The sequence below is a fragment of the Sphingomonas sp. BK235 genome, assembly GCF_004345855.1.
Lineage (GTDB): Bacteria > Pseudomonadota > Alphaproteobacteria > Sphingomonadales > Sphingomonadaceae > Sphingomonas.
Genome location: NZ_SLXN01000015.1, coordinates 24,761 through 39,855, shown reverse-complemented (window position 1 = coordinate 39,855; position 15,095 = coordinate 24,761). Strand labels below are relative to the sequence as shown.

At 65.4% G+C, this 15,095-nt stretch carries 11 protein-coding genes; 9 read left to right on the top strand and 2 right to left on the bottom strand.

Annotation, left to right across the window (positions count from 1 at the left end):
* Positions 1-217: 217 nt before the first annotated feature.
* Together EV292_RS21665 and EV292_RS21660 are read left to right on the top strand one after the other, a co-directional pair.
* Complete coding sequence (locus tag EV292_RS21665; RefSeq protein WP_132911351.1) at positions 218-2,524, top strand: acetamidase/formamidase family protein; 2,307 nt, start codon at positions 218-220, stop codon at positions 2,522-2,524.
* A gap of 448 nt (positions 2,525-2,972) precedes the next feature.
* Positions 2,973-3,872 carry a ribokinase gene (locus EV292_RS21660; RefSeq protein ID WP_132911350.1) on the top strand — a complete coding sequence of 300 codons (900 nt, stop codon included), beginning with the start codon at positions 2,973-2,975 and terminating at the stop codon, positions 3,870-3,872.
* A gap of 251 nt (positions 3,873-4,123) precedes the next feature.
* Here the strand turns inward: EV292_RS21660 and EV292_RS21655 are convergent, their stop codons facing one another.
* A complete protein-coding gene (locus tag EV292_RS21655) occupies positions 4,124-6,574 on the bottom strand; it encodes a TonB-dependent receptor plug domain-containing protein (RefSeq protein ID WP_165927236.1) in 2,451 nt (816 codons plus the stop codon).
* Positions 6,575-6,837: 263 nt separating this feature from the next.
* Here EV292_RS21655 and EV292_RS21650 point away from each other — a divergent pair, with 263 nt between their 5' ends.
* The 4 genes from EV292_RS21650 (at position 6,838) to EV292_RS21635 (ending at position 11,166) form a co-directional block, all read left to right on the top strand.
* A complete protein-coding gene (locus tag EV292_RS21650; RefSeq protein WP_132911348.1) occupies positions 6,838-7,650 on the top strand; it encodes an oxidoreductase in 813 nt (270 codons plus the stop codon).
* Between the two features lie 142 nt (positions 7,651-7,792).
* A complete protein-coding gene (locus EV292_RS21645; RefSeq protein WP_132911347.1) occupies positions 7,793-8,995 on the top strand; it encodes an SRPBCC family protein in 1,203 nt (400 codons plus the stop codon).
* 97 nt (positions 8,996-9,092) lie between these two features.
* A complete protein-coding gene (locus EV292_RS21640) occupies positions 9,093-10,193 on the top strand; it encodes an acetamidase/formamidase family protein (protein ID WP_132911346.1) in 1,101 nt (366 codons plus the stop codon).
* Positions 10,194-10,206: 13 nt separating this feature from the next.
* The gene (locus EV292_RS21635) at positions 10,207-11,166 is read left to right on the top strand and encodes a helix-turn-helix domain-containing protein (RefSeq protein WP_132911345.1); all 960 of its coding nucleotides are present in this window, start codon (positions 10,207-10,209) and stop codon (positions 11,164-11,166) included.
* Between the two features lie 400 nt (positions 11,167-11,566).
* On the opposite strand, the gene EV292_RS21630 is transcribed toward EV292_RS21635, so the two are convergent.
* A complete protein-coding gene (locus EV292_RS21630; protein ID WP_132911344.1) occupies positions 11,567-12,472 on the bottom strand; it encodes a LysR family transcriptional regulator in 906 nt (301 codons plus the stop codon).
* Positions 12,473-12,617: 145 nt separating this feature from the next.
* Here EV292_RS21630 and EV292_RS21625 point away from each other — a divergent pair, with 145 nt between their 5' ends.
* The 3 genes from EV292_RS21625 (at position 12,618) to EV292_RS21615 (ending at position 15,079) form a co-directional block, all read left to right on the top strand.
* Positions 12,618-13,601: an aldo/keto reductase gene (locus EV292_RS21625; protein WP_132911366.1), complete on the top strand. Its 984-nt coding sequence runs from the start codon at positions 12,618-12,620 to the stop codon at positions 13,599-13,601.
* 20 nt (positions 13,602-13,621) lie between these two features.
* Positions 13,622-14,476: an aldo/keto reductase gene (locus tag EV292_RS21620; RefSeq protein ID WP_132911343.1), complete on the top strand. Its 855-nt coding sequence runs from the start codon at positions 13,622-13,624 to the stop codon at positions 14,474-14,476.
* Positions 14,477-14,566: 90 nt separating this feature from the next.
* Positions 14,567-15,079 (top strand): nuclear transport factor 2 family protein, encoded by a 513-nt coding sequence (locus EV292_RS21615; protein ID WP_132911342.1) that lies wholly within the window; start codon positions 14,567-14,569, stop codon positions 15,077-15,079.
* Positions 15,080-15,095: the final 16 nt, after the last annotated feature.

Below are 15,095 nucleotides of genomic sequence, written 5' to 3'. Positions count from 1 at the left end.
GCCCCCTGCGCGCTCAAAATGCTGCGACTGCGTGAGCATAGGTGACATGGCCTGCGCGCGACGGCTTGCCTGATACGGCACGAATTCTTGCGCGTAGCCGGCTGTCAAGCGCGGCCGTGGCGTCCCGCTATGGTCACCGCTGCTGCGTTGCGGCATCTTTATCATCGCCGGATAGCCGAGCATGCTGCGGGTGCTCGGTAGATGCGGGGATGTTGAATTGCGGTTCACCACCAATGCCTATCCCAAGGAAGAACGCTGGGAGGCGTGGCGCTTCGCGCTGAAGCGCAAATCGGTACTGCTCAACGTCATGAGCGAACCGGCCTATGGCGAGCTGTCGAGCCATCGCGGCGCCAACGGGCCCGAGTTCATCAGCATATCCTCCACCAGCCAGAACGTCACGATCGACCTGTCGGATCGCGCCGATCATATCTGGATGGTGCAGCTGCTGGAGGGCGAGCTTTCCGCCACGCTCGGCGCGCAGACGCTTGTCGTGCGTGAGGGTGACGTGCTGATCGGCGGGAACGATGCACGCGCGGTGCTGGATCTGCCGCGCGATCATCGCTTCCTGATGATGCACGTCCCGCGCGCGTTTTTCGGCCCGGCGGTGCGCAACCTGCTACCCGCCGATCTTAGCCTGATCGCATCGGATACCGGGGCGGGGCGGTTGCTGTCAGCGATGCTGCGTTCGGTCGCGGATACGATCAACGAGCTCACCAGCGACCGGCTGCGACCGGTCGAGCTCAGCCTGTCCGAATTCCTGCTCACCGCACTGCTGGAGGGCGCGCCCGCGCGCTCGCTCGGCGGGTCGGCGGGTGCGCGCGCGATGCTGCTGGAGCGCGTCTTTCAGTCGATCGAGATGCATCTGTCCGATCCGACGCTCAACCTGCAATTCGTCGCCACCGAGCACGGCATCTCGATGCGCTACCTCCAGAAGCTGTTCGAATCGATCGACGACAGCTTCGGCCATTATGTGAAGCAACGACGGCTTGAACGCTGCCGGATGGACCTGGTCAGCCCGCTGCACGCGCAGAAGTCGATCTCCGACATCCTGTTTCAATGGGGCTTCAACGATTCGGCCTCGTTCAGCCGAAGCTTCCGCGAGCGCTACGGCGTGTCGCCGCGCGAATATCGCAAGGCCTCGCCCGGCGGCGAGGACGACAGCGTTCCCCAGCGCGGCAGCCCCGTCGCGCGCACCGCCGACGCGCCGACCGACGAACCGCTGGAGCTTGAGGCTGCGACCGAACCCGGCATCGGCGCCGACGATGTGGTCCCCGCCGGCGACGTGCGCCATCATCATCTGCGCGCGACGGTGGATACCGTCCATTGGGGCTATCTCAGCCGTAACCTGCGCCCGGTGCTGCGCGTCCGGTCGGGCGATTACGTCACGATCGAGGCGGTCACTCATCACGCCGGTGACGATCACGAACGGATGATCGACGGCGACCCGGAGGTCGAGCGCATCTACCACTGGGAAAAGGGCGACAAGGCCATCAACCGCCGCGGCGCCGGGCCGATGGATGCCTCCGCGGTCGGGCGCGGCGCGGGCGAGGGGTTCGGTGTCCATATCATGACCGGCCCGATCGCGATCGCGGGGGCGGAGCGCGGCGACGTCGTGGAGGTGCGCTTCCTGGAGATGACCCCGCGCCCCTCGGGCAGCGCAAAGTTCGCTGGGCGCAGCTTCGGCAGCAACGTCGCGGCCTATTGGGGCTTTCATTACGGCGACATGTTGACCGAGCCTAAGCCGCGCGAGGTCGTCACCATCTATGAGGTCGAGCGGCGCCACGGCGGGCATTGCGCGCACGCCGTCTACAATTACCGTTACGTGCCGCAGACCGACCCCAATGGCGTCGTTCACCAGCGCTATGATTACCCCGGGGTGATCGTCGATCCCGAAATGGTGACGAAGAACTTCAACGTGCTGCGCGACGTAGAGGTGCCGGTGCGCCCGCATTTCGGCTTTGTCGCGATGGCGCCCGCGCATGACGGGCTGATCGATTCGGTCCCGCCCGCCAATTTCGGCGGCAATATCGACAACTGGCGGATGGGCGCAGGTGGATCGGTGTTCCTACCGGTCAATGTCGCGGAAGGACTGCTGTCATTGGGGGATCCGCACGCGTCGCAGGGCGACTCCGAATTGTGCGGCACCGCCATCGAATGTTCGATGAGCGCGGTGATCCAGATCGTGCTCCATCGGTGCGGCGACCAGCCCGAGAAACTGCGCGACCTCGATTACCCGTTGATCGAGACGCGCGACGAATGGGTGATCCTGGGCTTTTCGCAGCCCAATTACCTGCGCGATCTGGGCGGCAAGGCGCAGAGCGACATCTACAAGCAGAGCTCGATCGAAAGCGCGATGCGCGACGCCTTTCGGAAGGCGCGCCGCTTCCTGATGACGACACGAGGGCTGACCGAGGACGAGGCGATCTCCTTGCTGTCGGTGGGGGTGGATTTCGGGGTGACACAGATAGTTAACGGCAATTGGGGGGCGCATGCGATCATCCGCAAGGCGCTGTTCGTGCATTGATGGAGAGCACCGATTACGGAAGCGGGCGAATGTCCGGTTGTGGTGGGGAAATGTCGTTCCACCCTCCGTTGGGTTCGATCAGCATCGAGCTGGCCGAGATGCATTGGTCGAGATCCCGTTTGGCGTCGTGGCTCCCCGACATTTCGACTCCAAGTCTGAGCTTCGCTTGACTCCGCGCTTGAAGCGAGCGGGTTCGTTCAGCAGACATTCGTTCGTGCTGAGGAGAGGCTGAGGTCGTCGAAGCCTCGTCTCGAAGCACCGTGGACCACCGCCTTTCGAGCGGCCAGATCGACAAGCTTAATGATTCCGCAGGACGAACGGAGTTCGTGAGGGAACCGCCGGAAAATGCGTGGACTCCCGACCCGCCAACCGACCATGCACCTGACGACAAGTCGCCGTGTGCGCAGCATCAACGCGCGGGGGCGTCGGCTGCGCTAGCATCGCGGGCATGAGCATCGCGCCCCGCATCGCCGTCGTCGGCAGCATCAACACCGACATCATCATCGACGTGGCGGCACTGCCGCGCCCGCACGAGACGATCATGACCCGCGGGCTGCGGCAGGGGATCGGGGGCAAGGGGCTCAACCAGGCGATGGCCGCGCGGCGGATGGGAGCGCGTGTGAGTATGATCGGCGCGGTCGGCAACGATGCCGAGGGGGCGGCGGCGTGCGACCATCTGCTCGTGGCGGGTATCAACATTCTCCATGTCGATGGCGTCGCGGCGCCGACCGGGACCGCGCACATCATGGTCGCGGCCGATGGCGTCAATGTCATCGCGGTGACGGCGGGCGCGAACGCACTGGTGACACCCGCGCTGGTGGAGGCGGCGGAGGCCTCGATCGCGACCGCGGGGTTGCTGATGGTCCAGCTCGAAACTCCGTTCGACGCGATCGAGGCAGCGCTGCGCGTCGCGCGGCGGCACGATGTCCGCACGCTCCTGAACCCCGCACCTGCCGATCGCGCGGCGCTGTCGATGTTACCGCTGGTCGATCTGGTGACGCCGAACGAGACCGAACTGGCGAGCCTGACCGGCACCGATGACGTGGCGGCGGGGCTGAAGGCGCTGGTCGCGGCGGGGGCGGGCGCCGCGCTGGTAACGCTAGGGGGAGATGGCAGCGCCGCGCTGATCGGCGACGAACTGGTGCGCCAGCCCGCCTTGCCCGTGTCGGTTGTGGATACCACAGGGGCGGGGGACGCCTACAACGGTGCGTTGGCCTATGCGCTGGCGCTGGGCGAGCGCCTGCCCGCCGCGATGCGGCTGGCGGCGGCGGCGGGCGCGTTGGCGGTATCGCGCGCCTCGGCGGATGCGGCGCCAACCTATCGCGAGGCGCTGGCGCTGCTGGAATAGCGCAGCGGCGCTCCTTCGCGTCCTGCCAGCAACGGCTGGCATCGCTATCTTCTTAGGGAATTGCTGCCCTGCGACGGCCAGAAATATGGACCTCGCGCCCCAATGGGATGAAGATGGCGTGATGCGCGGCGAGGCGCCGCCGCTCGCATCAATGCGCTCCCCCGCGGCTTCGGACAAGGCGCTTCGGTGTAGACCTAGCGAACTTTCACTCCGCCACCCGCGCCCATCTGGGAGCGGGTGGCGCACCGCCATTAAAAGTTTCGGCTCAGGCGGACCTGTACGGTGCGGCCGATGCCCGGCAGGACATTGGCGTTGGCATCGGTGTCGTAACCGGCGATGAAGTACCGCTTGTCGAACAAGTTGTTCGCGTTCACGTCCACGCGCCACGGGCCGTCGATAACATAGGCGCCCGCGCGGAACAGCGCATAGCCCGGCACCTTGATCGCCCCAGGCAGATAGCCGCCGGTCTGTGACGCATAGGTCACGCCGCCGGTCAGCCCCCAATGCCCCCGCCGGTCATAGGTGGCGAATAGCGATGCGCTCGTGTTCGGGGTGGCATGCAGGTAATAACCGTCCTGAAGCTCCGGGATGCGGTTGGCGTTGGTGAAGACATAGCCGCCATAGCCGTCGGTGCACGCAATCCCGGCAAGGCACGACGGCACCGTTAGGAAGAAGCCCGCACCCGCGGTCGGCAGCACCTTGGTCCGCTGATGCGTGAACGTGCCGGTAACTCCCAGCGAGCGGGTGACGAGATAGCGCAGCTCCGCTTCGATGCCCCGCGTCCGCCGCGCATCGACCGACTGGACCCCGGTGGGAGGCGTGGAGAGATACGAGCGCTGCTGCTCATAGGCGTCGATCGCCGCGAACAGTCGCCCACCGAACTGCGAGGTCTTGATCCCCACTTCCTTCAGCTTGGACGGCCCGAGATAGGCGTCGTTCTGCACCAGCGCGGGGTTGATCCCGCCGCCTTGATCGACCTGGACCGAGCGCGCCTCTGCATATGTGCCGTAGAAGGTCGCCCATTGGAATTTGTACGCCAGCGAGGTGTTGAAGCTGCCCGTCGTGTCAGTTGCGCGGAAGGTTTGGCGCGCGTCGTCCACCTCGCTGCCGGTGTTGAGCGACTTCACCTTATAATTGTCGATGCGCCCGCCTACGGTCAGGCTGACCGGCCCCAGCGTCGCATCGACCAGCGCGAACCCGCCGATGTTACGGATCGTGCTCTGCACGTCGGTCGCCCAGGCAAAATTGTCGACCGCGAACGGATTGTTGAACCGGTCGTCGATCGTCGCCCCGACGCTCAGATCGCGACGGTCCTCGGACAGGACGAAGTCGTTTAGGCTGCTCTGCACACGCGCGTCAGTGAAGCGGTAATTTCCGCCGAATACTGTCTTCCACTCAACCGGCCCGGTCGCAAAGTCGGCGAGATAGCTCAGTCGCTGCTCTGTCACGGTCGAGCGATAATAGCTCCCGAAGCCGTAGCTCTGATAGTTGCGCGACCTTAGCGTGTTGACGAAGCTTTCGAACTTCAACGTGCTGCCATTGTCGAACGCATAGGCGAGGCGACCATAGCCGGTGTTGGTATAGGCCTCGTTGACGTCCACGCCCTCGTCAATGAATGTTGTGCGCGGGCTCAGCTTGACCGTACGGATCGTCGCCGGATCCAGCTTGGTGAAATCATTCGGCGACACCGGTACTCCGATCGCGGGGCCGTAGAACATCAGCGTCGACCCGCCGGTCACCTGAAAAAATTGCTGGGGCGTGATATAGGGCGAGACGCCATCGGAGATCTGCGCGATTGGGCGACCGGCGACGTAATTGCCGTTGTCGATGAGATCCTGCGTTACGCGGTTCCAGCCGATGTTCTTTAGATAACCGTCCGAATGGATGTATTGATAGGTCAGCTCGACCGACAGTTTCGACGTCAGGTCACCCGCATAGGATGCCTGCCCGATCTGCGACTCGGGGTGCATGCCCTTGTAGAAACTGTCCGAGTCTTCCAGCTTGCCGAACAGGTGCAGCCCGCCCGCATTGCCGCCGATGCCGAGCGGGATCGCGACATTGCCGGTCAACTCGCGCTGGTTGTAGCTGCCCAGCACGCCCGTCAGGTTGCCGCTCAGCTCGTTGACGTATTTCGTCTTCTCGCCATAGCCGGTCTTGGGGATGAAGTTCAGGTACCCGCCGACCTGCCCCGCGCCAAAGACGGGCGAGGCGGGGCCGCGAACGATCTCGATCGAGGAGGTCGCATCGACCGGCGTCGGGTAATTGGCGAAGTTCGACAGCCCCTGGAAGCCGTTGAAGTAGTTGTCCGCCATGTTGCCGCGCAGATTTAGGCTGCCCGGCACGCCGAAATATGAGCCGGTCGAGGCGCCCGCCGACACGCTGGCGAGATCGAAGACGTTGCGGATGTTGTAGCGCGACAGCAGTTCGTCCGAGACGGCGGTGATCGAGCGCGGGGTGTCGACAAGCGGCTTGTCGATGCCGAACACGCTTCCGGTCGATCCGGCCTGGATCACGCCGTTCAGGTCGCGCGCGCCGGTGACGACGACGTCGGCGCCTTCCTGCGGAGCATCCGCAGGATCGGAGGCGGCGGTCGCGGCGGCGGCCGGTACGGCTTGGGCGTGCGCCGAACCGGCGGCGAGTGCCAGCGCGACCGCGGATAGGCTAAGCGATTGCAGGCGCAGAATGCGCGGCGGATCGAACATCGATCGTCCCCCTCTATTTGGTTGATCCCCGGCCCGGCGCGGCATGGGCGTGTTCGCTCTCCTGCCGACGGGTTCCCGTGACCCGAATGTTCGATGCGGGCCGGCCGATCGTCTTGTGTCGGCGCGCACTGGAACTTTGCGTGGCGCACCTTCTGCCGCCGCCCTCTCAACAAGCATGACGCGCAGCGACAAGAGCGGTCGGCGCGGCTGTGGCGAAGGCGGCGAGGGCTGCGATCGGCGCGGCATGGCGGTGGGATAATCGAATGCGGTGGTTCATCACGGGCGCGTCGAAGGGCTTCGGGCGCGCGATCGCACAGGCGGCGCTGGAGCGCGGCGACACGGTGTTCGGCACGGTGCGCGGCGAGGCGGATGCGGCAGCGTTCGCGGCGCTGGCGCCGGGGCTGGCGACCGGGCTGGTCGCCGATGTCATCGACCGCGCGGCGATCAACCGCGCGGTGGCGGCGGCGGGCGAGATAGACGTGCTGGTCAACAACGCGGGAGTCGGGATCACCGGCGCGATCGAGGAATATAGCGGCGAGGATGTCCGCGCGCTGTTCGATGTCAACGTCTTCGGCGCGATCGCGGTGTTGCAGGCGGTACTGCCGGGGATGCGCGCGCGTCGGGCGGGGCGGATCCTCAACATCACCTCGGTCAGCGGCTGGGCGCCGTGGGCGGGAACCGCGCTTTATGGCGCGACCAAGTTCGCGCTGGAATGCGTCGGGCGCACGCTGGCGCAGGAGGTCGCGGACTACGGCATCCGCGTCACCAACGTGGCGCCGGGCGGGCTGCGCACCGACTTCTCGGCCGGCTCGCTGCGATCGGCGTCGAACCCGATTGAGGGCTATGAAGGGCCGGCGCACGAGGCGGAGCGGACGTTGCGCGGCCATGCGGGCGAGGAGCCGGGCGACCCGGTGCTGGCGGCGGCGGCGGTGCTGCGCGTAGCTGACTCCTTCGAACCGCCGCTTCGCCTGCTGCTGGGCACTGATGCGCTGGGCTATGCCGAGGGCGAAATGGCGGCGATGAAGGCCGATATAGACGCCTGGCGGGAGACCACGCTGTCGATTGCCTATCGGTGAACCGAGGCGCCGCGCAACTTTGTGTGCGCCGCCAAACAAGAGAGGCGGGCGGCAGCAGGGGTAGCAATGGGACGTTGGCATCCGCCGGCCACATGTAGTCTGCCGGGGCGCTGCCACGATACGAGTTGCTAGGAGCGCCGTGATGGTCGCTTTGCCTAACCAGGAATTCATCGCCTCGCTGAACACGTCCGCCATCGACCTTGCCGATGCCGAGACGCTGCCGCCCGCCTGCTACACCGACGCCAGCTTCTACGAGTTCGAGAAGGAAGCGCTGTTCTTCCACGAATGGCTGTGCGTGGGTCGTGAGAGCTGGGTTGCGGCGTCGGGCGACTATTTTACTACCACGATCGTCGGTGAGCCGATCGTGGTGGCGCGTGCGCGCGACGGGAAGATCAACGCCATGTCATCGGTCTGCGCGCATCGCGCGATGTTGGTCGCGGAAGGCGCGGGCAACACGCGGATGTTCCTGTGTCCCTATCATCACTGGGCGTATGGGCTGGACGGCAAGCTGGTCGGTGCGCCCGCGATGGAGAAGACCTGCAACTTCCAGAAGGAGGACCACGGCCTCGCGACCTTCAAGGTCGAGCTGTGGCAGGGGTTCATCTTCGTCAATTTCGATCATCAGGCTTCGCCGCTCGCGCCGCGCCTCGCCGCGGTGACCGAAGCGATCGCGGGCTATGACCTTGCCAGCGCCGAGGGAGAGAAGCCGGGCGAGCCGGGCGTTTTCGCTTGGAACTGGAAGGTCATGTTCGAGAACAACAACGACGGCTATCACGCGTCGAAGCTGCATCAGGGGCCGCTGCACGATTTCGTGCCGTCGGAACTGTCGGTGTTCCCGGACGCCGACCCCGCTGACGCCGGCTTCCTGCGCTACAATGGCACGCTGCATCGGGACGCCAGCTTCAACGCTACCCAGAAGGCGCTGTTGCCGGTATTCCCGGGGCTGGACGAGACTGCGCGCAGCCGCATGACCTTCGCCAACATCCCGCCGACGCTATCCCTGGTGATGATGAGCGACATGGTGATCTACCTGATCCTGCGACCGACCGGGCCGGAGACGATGGAGCAGGATACCGGCGTGTTGGTCGCGCCCGGCGCGTCGAAGCACCCGTCGTTCACGCACAAGATGGCGATGAACATGACGGCGGCGTCCCAAATCATCGATCAGGACATGCACGTCGACGGGCTGGTGCAGGTCGGGCTGCGCTCGCGCTTCGCGCCGCGCGGCCGCTATTCGTGGCAGGAAGGCGCACAGATCCAGTTCAATCGGTGGCTGGTGACCCGCTACCGCGACACCTGGGACCGGCTGAACGGCGGCGCGAGGCCGATCGTCCGCGCCGCCTGAGGTCAGATAATCCGGATTGAGACATCCCGTCGGCGCCGATCACGCCGGCGAACCACCCGGCGCGTGCCGGACGACAGATCATACGAAGGGGGTTCTCATGTTGATGACCACTGCGACCGGCGAGAAGCGCTTCGATACCGAGGCGCGCGCGCTACATTTGCTGAAGGCGACCCCGGAGACGATCCATTGGGGCTATTTTCATCCCGAGGTGAAGCCCGCGCTGCGCGTCAACTCGGGCGATCTGGTGATGGCCGAGGCGATCACGCATCACGCGGGCGATGCGCCCGAGCTGATGATGGACCCGGCGATCCACCGCATCTACGCCGAGGTGCCCGAGGCGGATCGCAACCCCGGCGTCCACATCATGACCGGCCCGATCTATGTCGAGGGTGCGGAGCCCGGTGACATGCTGGAGGTGCGTTATCTGCGCATGGTCCCGCGCAACAATCATGGCTCGAACCTCGCCGCCAACTGGGGGCATCTGTACGAGGAGTTCGGGAAGAAGGAGCGCGTGACGATCTACGCGCTCAACCCCAACACCAACACTGCGACCGCGGAATATGCCTATGATTTCCCGGGCACCTATCTGACCCCGGGCACGATCACGCATTGCCCCGAATGCGACCGGATGCCCGCGCTGGAGGGGATCACCGTGCCCGCGCGCCCGCACCTGGGCACCGCGGGCGTCGCCCCGGCGGTCAACGAACGCGTATCGACCATCCCGCCCGGGCTGCACGGCGGCAACATCGATAATTGGCGCATCGGCGCGGGCGCGACCATGTATTATCCGGTGCAGGTGAAGGGCGGGCTGTTCTCGATCGGCGATCCGCATGTGTCGCAGGGCGACGGTGAAATCTCGGGCACCGCGATCGAGGCGTCGCTCGACGTGCTGTTCCAGATCGTGCTGCGGAAGGACTTCAGCTTTCCCTCGCCGCTGCTGGAGACGGCCGATACCTGGATCGTTCACGGATTCCACGAGGACCTCAACCAGGCGATGAAGAACGCCTCGCTCGATATGCTGACGCTGTTGACCGAGCACCAGCGGCTGTCGCGCGACGACGCCTATTCGCTGATGTCGGTCGCCGCGGACTTCGGGGTCACGCAGGTCGTGGACGGGACACGCGGTATCCATGTACGCATCGATCGCGGCATCTTCCCGTCGAAAGGCGTGGTGAAGGACCCGCGCCGACTAGAGTGACGATGAAGGTGGCATGGCAAGCTGGAGCTTTTCGCTAGACGAGATCGAGGCAGGGGAGCGGCAGTCGGCGTGGATCGACGTGCTGTCGCGCCTCCGCCTGCCCGTGGCGGATCCCGGCTCGATGCAAGCGGCGGCTGGCGCGGTGACGGTCGCCACCGCGCCGCTGGGCACTGAATTCGCGCTGATGAGCGCGTCCGCGCAGACATTTTCAGGGCGCAGCGTCGATCTTCGCTCGAGCGCGTGGATCGTAGCGATCATCGCGGGCGAGGGCGTGCTGGCGGGCGCCGGCGGGGAGACCCCGGTGGCGCGCGGATCGTTGATCGTCGGGGCTCCGGAGATCGACACGACGCTGCGGATGGACAGCGATTTTCGGCTGCTCTTCGTTCGCTTCCCGCAGGTTGCGGTCAGCTCGCGGCTGGTGACTCCGGTGGAGCGGACGGTGCGCGCGGTGTGGCCGGATGCGGGCTTCAATGCTCTGTTCTTCGGGTTTCTCGACACGCTGGCGGAGCAGATCGGAGCGCTCGGCGAGGATCACCTGCCCGCGATCGAGCAATCGACGATCGAACTGCTCATCACGCTGGTGGCCAGTTCGGGCGGGATGGCGGCGCGCGGCGGCGCGGCGGGGGCGCGCGCCAGCCATTTGCGCCGCCTGTGCCAGCGGATCGAGGCCCGCCTGTCCGACCCCGAGCTGTCCCCGGTCGGGATCGCAGCCGAGGATGGCATTACGCCGCGCTATCTTCAGAAATTGTTCACCGCCGCCGGCCTTCGTTTTTCCTCTTATGTGCGCGAGCGGCGGTTGGAGCGCTGCTATGCGGATCTCGTCAGCCCGATCCACGCGCAGCTGTCGATCTCCGAAATTTGCTACCGCTGGGGCTTCGGCGACGCGCCCCATTTCAGCCGTGCCTTCCGCGCGCGCTACGGCATTTCGCCGAGCCAGCATCGCGATAAAGTCGCAGAGGCGGAACTAGCTTAGACATTGGGTCTTGCTTTGGGAGCAGTTGGCGGGATGCCCCTTGCGTCCGACGTCGTGTGTAACAGGTCCGACAGGGCCTAGAACACGAAAGGACATTAGCGCATAACGCTACGCGCTCCCATCTAGCGCCGGGACCACGCGCTGCATCTCGATCCTTGCGTTTAAATACCTACTTGCCCGATCTACCAGCCCCTCTCGGAAGGCCCGAGCGGCAAGATTAACAAGCGTCCGACATCGGGAGGCGGGTAAACCGCTTTGGATGACCGGTATTGGGTCAAATGGCTGGCAATCTCAATGCCAGCTACTGAGTATGACACCGCAAGTAAATAACAAACTGGGCAGAGCTGCGCATTAACGTGAAAGCATTTAGTCGCCGTATCGTCTACGGTATTGAGATAGTCTAACTACCTGTGCGCGCACGTAAGCGTAGGGCTTCAAGGACAAGCTGAAATGCCGGCGAAGGCTGCCGTCGGCTGGGATAGTATAGGTAGTAGCCATCGAATGGCTCACACCATCCGTCAAGCACGCGCACGAGCCGTCCGCTCGCCAGATGATCCAGCACGTGGTCCTCAAGCATGAAGCCGATACCGCGCCCGGCCAAGGCAGCCTGCGTGATGAGGTCGACATCGTTGAACACGAGCTGTCCCTCCGTCTTCACCTTGAGTTCCTTTCCGCCACGCTCGAACTCCCAAACGTACAGGGCGCCGGAACCGGGGAATCGCAGATTGATGCATGAGTGCCGCGACAGGTCGTACGGTGATGACGGTGTTCCGCATTCGGCGAAGTAGGAGGGCGCCGCGAAAGCTGCCATACGCAGCTTGGGACTGATCGGCACCGCAATCATGTCTTGCTCGAGCCGCTCGCCGAGCCGCACGCCGGCGTCGTACCGGTCGGCCACGATATCGACGAGGCCGGCCTCGACGTTGACCTCGACGTTGACGTCCGGGTTGTCCGCCGTCACGCGCTCGATCGCCGGCCACAGCACCTTCCTGGCGGCATGAGCGCCCGCCGTGATGCGGACCGTACCAGCGGGCTTGTCGCGCAGCTCCGTCAGCGCCGCCAGCTTCTGTTCGATGAGGTCGAGCGCCGGCCCCAGCGTCTCGATCAGCCGCTCTCCAGCCTCGGTCGGCGCGACGGAACGAGTGGTCCGTGTCAGCAGGCGAATTCCCAGTCGCGCCTCGAGCCGCCGCATCGCATGGCTGAGCGCCGACTGTGAGATACCGAGACGCGCGGCAGCCCTGGTGAAGCTGCGGTCTTCCGCGACGGCCATGAACATGGCCAGGCTACCCAGTTCCTCTCTCCTCATCCGCCCGCCCGCATGGTCCGTTTCATGACCTCAGGTCATAGACCCAAGCGATTTGGCCTGTCTAATCTGCGGACCTCACGTGCGCTAAATCACTGTCATGACGACGCGAACGAGCGTCGATCCGCGAACGACGGGACCGGGCAAGATGCAGAAGCGAGAACTTGGCCAAGGTGGCCTCGAGGTATCCGCGCTGGGGTTGGGCTGCATGGGGCTGAGCTTCGGCTACGGTCCGGCGACCGACCGTGGCGATGCCGTAAAGCTGATCCGTGCCGCGTTCGACCGGGGCGTCACCTTCTTCGACACGGCGGAGGCCTACGGCCCGGGTGACAACGAGGAGGTTCTCGGCGAAGCGGTCGAGCCGTTCCGCGACCAGGTCGTGATCGCCACCAAGTTCGGGTTCCGGAACGGTAAGCCAGGCGAGGGGGCGGACAGTCGGCCCGAGCGCATCCGGCAGGTGGCGGAAGAGTCGCTGCGCCGGCTGCGGACCGACCGCATCGATCTCTTCTACCAGCATCGCGTCGATCCTGACGTGCCGATGGAGGACGTCGCTGGCGCCGTGAAGGAGCTGGTCGGTGCGGGCTCCGTCGGGCACTTCGGGCTCTCGGAAGCAGGACCGGAGGCGATCCGGCGTGCTCACGCGGTCCATCCGGTCGCGGCGATACAGAGCGAGTATTCGATGTTCTGGCGCGAGCCGGAGAAGCAGATCCTCCCCCTACTCGAAGAGCTCGGCATCGGCTTCGTGCCGTTCAGCCCGCTCGGCAAAGGCTTCCTCACGGGCACGATCGACGCCTCCGCCACCTTCGGTCAGGACGACTTCCGCAGCGTCGTGCCGCGCTTCCAGGCCGATGCGCTCGCTGCCAACCAGGCGCTCGTCGATCTGGTCAGCTCGATTGCCGCGGAGAAGAAGCGGACGCCAGCGCAGGTCGCTCTGGCGTGGCTTCTCGCGCAGCGACCCTGGATCGTGCCGATCCCGGGCACGACGAAGCTGCGCCGTCTCGAGGAGAACCTCGGCGGCGCCGACGTGGAGCTGACGTCCGACGATCTCGTGCGGATCGGTCAGGCGCTCGACCGGATCGAGGTCCAGGGCGAGCGCTACCCGACGTCACACCAGCGCCTGATCAACCGCTGAGCGCGCGGGGAGACATCGACATGACCACCGTCCCGACCGTCACGCTCAACGACGGCAACAGCATGCCGAGCCTCGGCTTCGGCGTGTTCCAGGTGCCCGACCCGGCCGAGTGCGAGCGCAGCGTGCGCGACGCGATCGATGTCGGCTACCGCCTGCACGACACCGCTGCCTCGTACGGCAACGAGGAGGCGGTCGGCACCGCGATCCGGCAGCATGGCATTGATCGTGCCGAGCTGTTCGTCACGACCAAGCTGTGGGTCCAGGACGCCAGCTACGAGGGTGCGAAGGCCGCCTTCGAGCGCTCGATGAACAAGCTCCAGCTCGACCATATCGACCTGTACCTCATCCATCAGCCGTACGGCGACGTGTATGGCGCATGGCGGGCGATGGCGGAGCTGCAGCGCGCCGGGCGGGTGCGATCGATCGGCGTCAGCAACTTCTATCCCGACCGGTTGGTGGACTTCGTCCTCCACAACGAGGTGAAGCCGGCGGTCAATCAGATCGAGATTCACCCGTTCCACAGCCAGGAGGACGCCGAGGCGATCCTCCGCGAGCACGCGATCCAGGCAGAGGCGTGGGGACCGTTCGCCGAGGGCAAGAACGGCCTGTTCTCGAACGATGTGCTGCGCTCGATCGGCGAGAAGCACGGGAAGAGCATCGCGCAGGTGGTGCTGCGCTGGCTGAACCAGCGCGGCATCGTCGCGATACCCAAGTCGGTTCGCAAGGAGCGCATGGCCGAGAACATCGCGATCTTCGACTTCGCGCTCGATGCGGAGGATCTCGGCGCCATCGCGACCCTGGATCAGAAGGCGAGCAGCTTCTTCGACCACCGCGACCCGGCGATGGTGAAGTGGCTCGGCGAACGGAAGCTCTGATGTGATTTCCTGGCCGACGTCTTGGCGTCGGCTTTCCCCCTTCGACCTCATGCGGGAGCAGTTGCGATGGACCTCCGATCGACTCAGCGAATGAAGCGGCTTCGCGTGGCAGGTGCCGTCGTCCTGTCGCTGCTGCCAGTGCAGCCCCTGCTGGCGCAGGACACGCCGGCACCGCCCACGGAGACGATCAGGACAGCCGCCACGCATACCGCGGCCGAGCAGCGGATCATCGACCTGTCGAAGACCAAATGGGACTGGATGGCGGGCAAGAAGGTCGATTCCCTGGCGGCGCTCTTCGACGATCGGGCCATGTTCACCCACATGGGCGGAACGTGGGGCAAGACGACGGAACTCGCCACCATCAAGAGCGGCGGGATCTGGTACAAGAAGGCGTCGATCTACGCGGTCGACGTGCGGGTGTTCGGTGACACCGCGATCGTTCTCGAGGACCTGGACCTTGAGGCCGTCGTCGGTGCTCGTACCGTCACCAATCCCTTCATGGTCACCGAGGTCTACACCAGGCGGGCCGGGCAGTGGCGCTTGGCCCAGCTCACATTCTCGCGGCTCGTTCGTCCGGTGAAGGCGAGCGCTGGCGGCGATTGATCCTGCCGGGGATCGG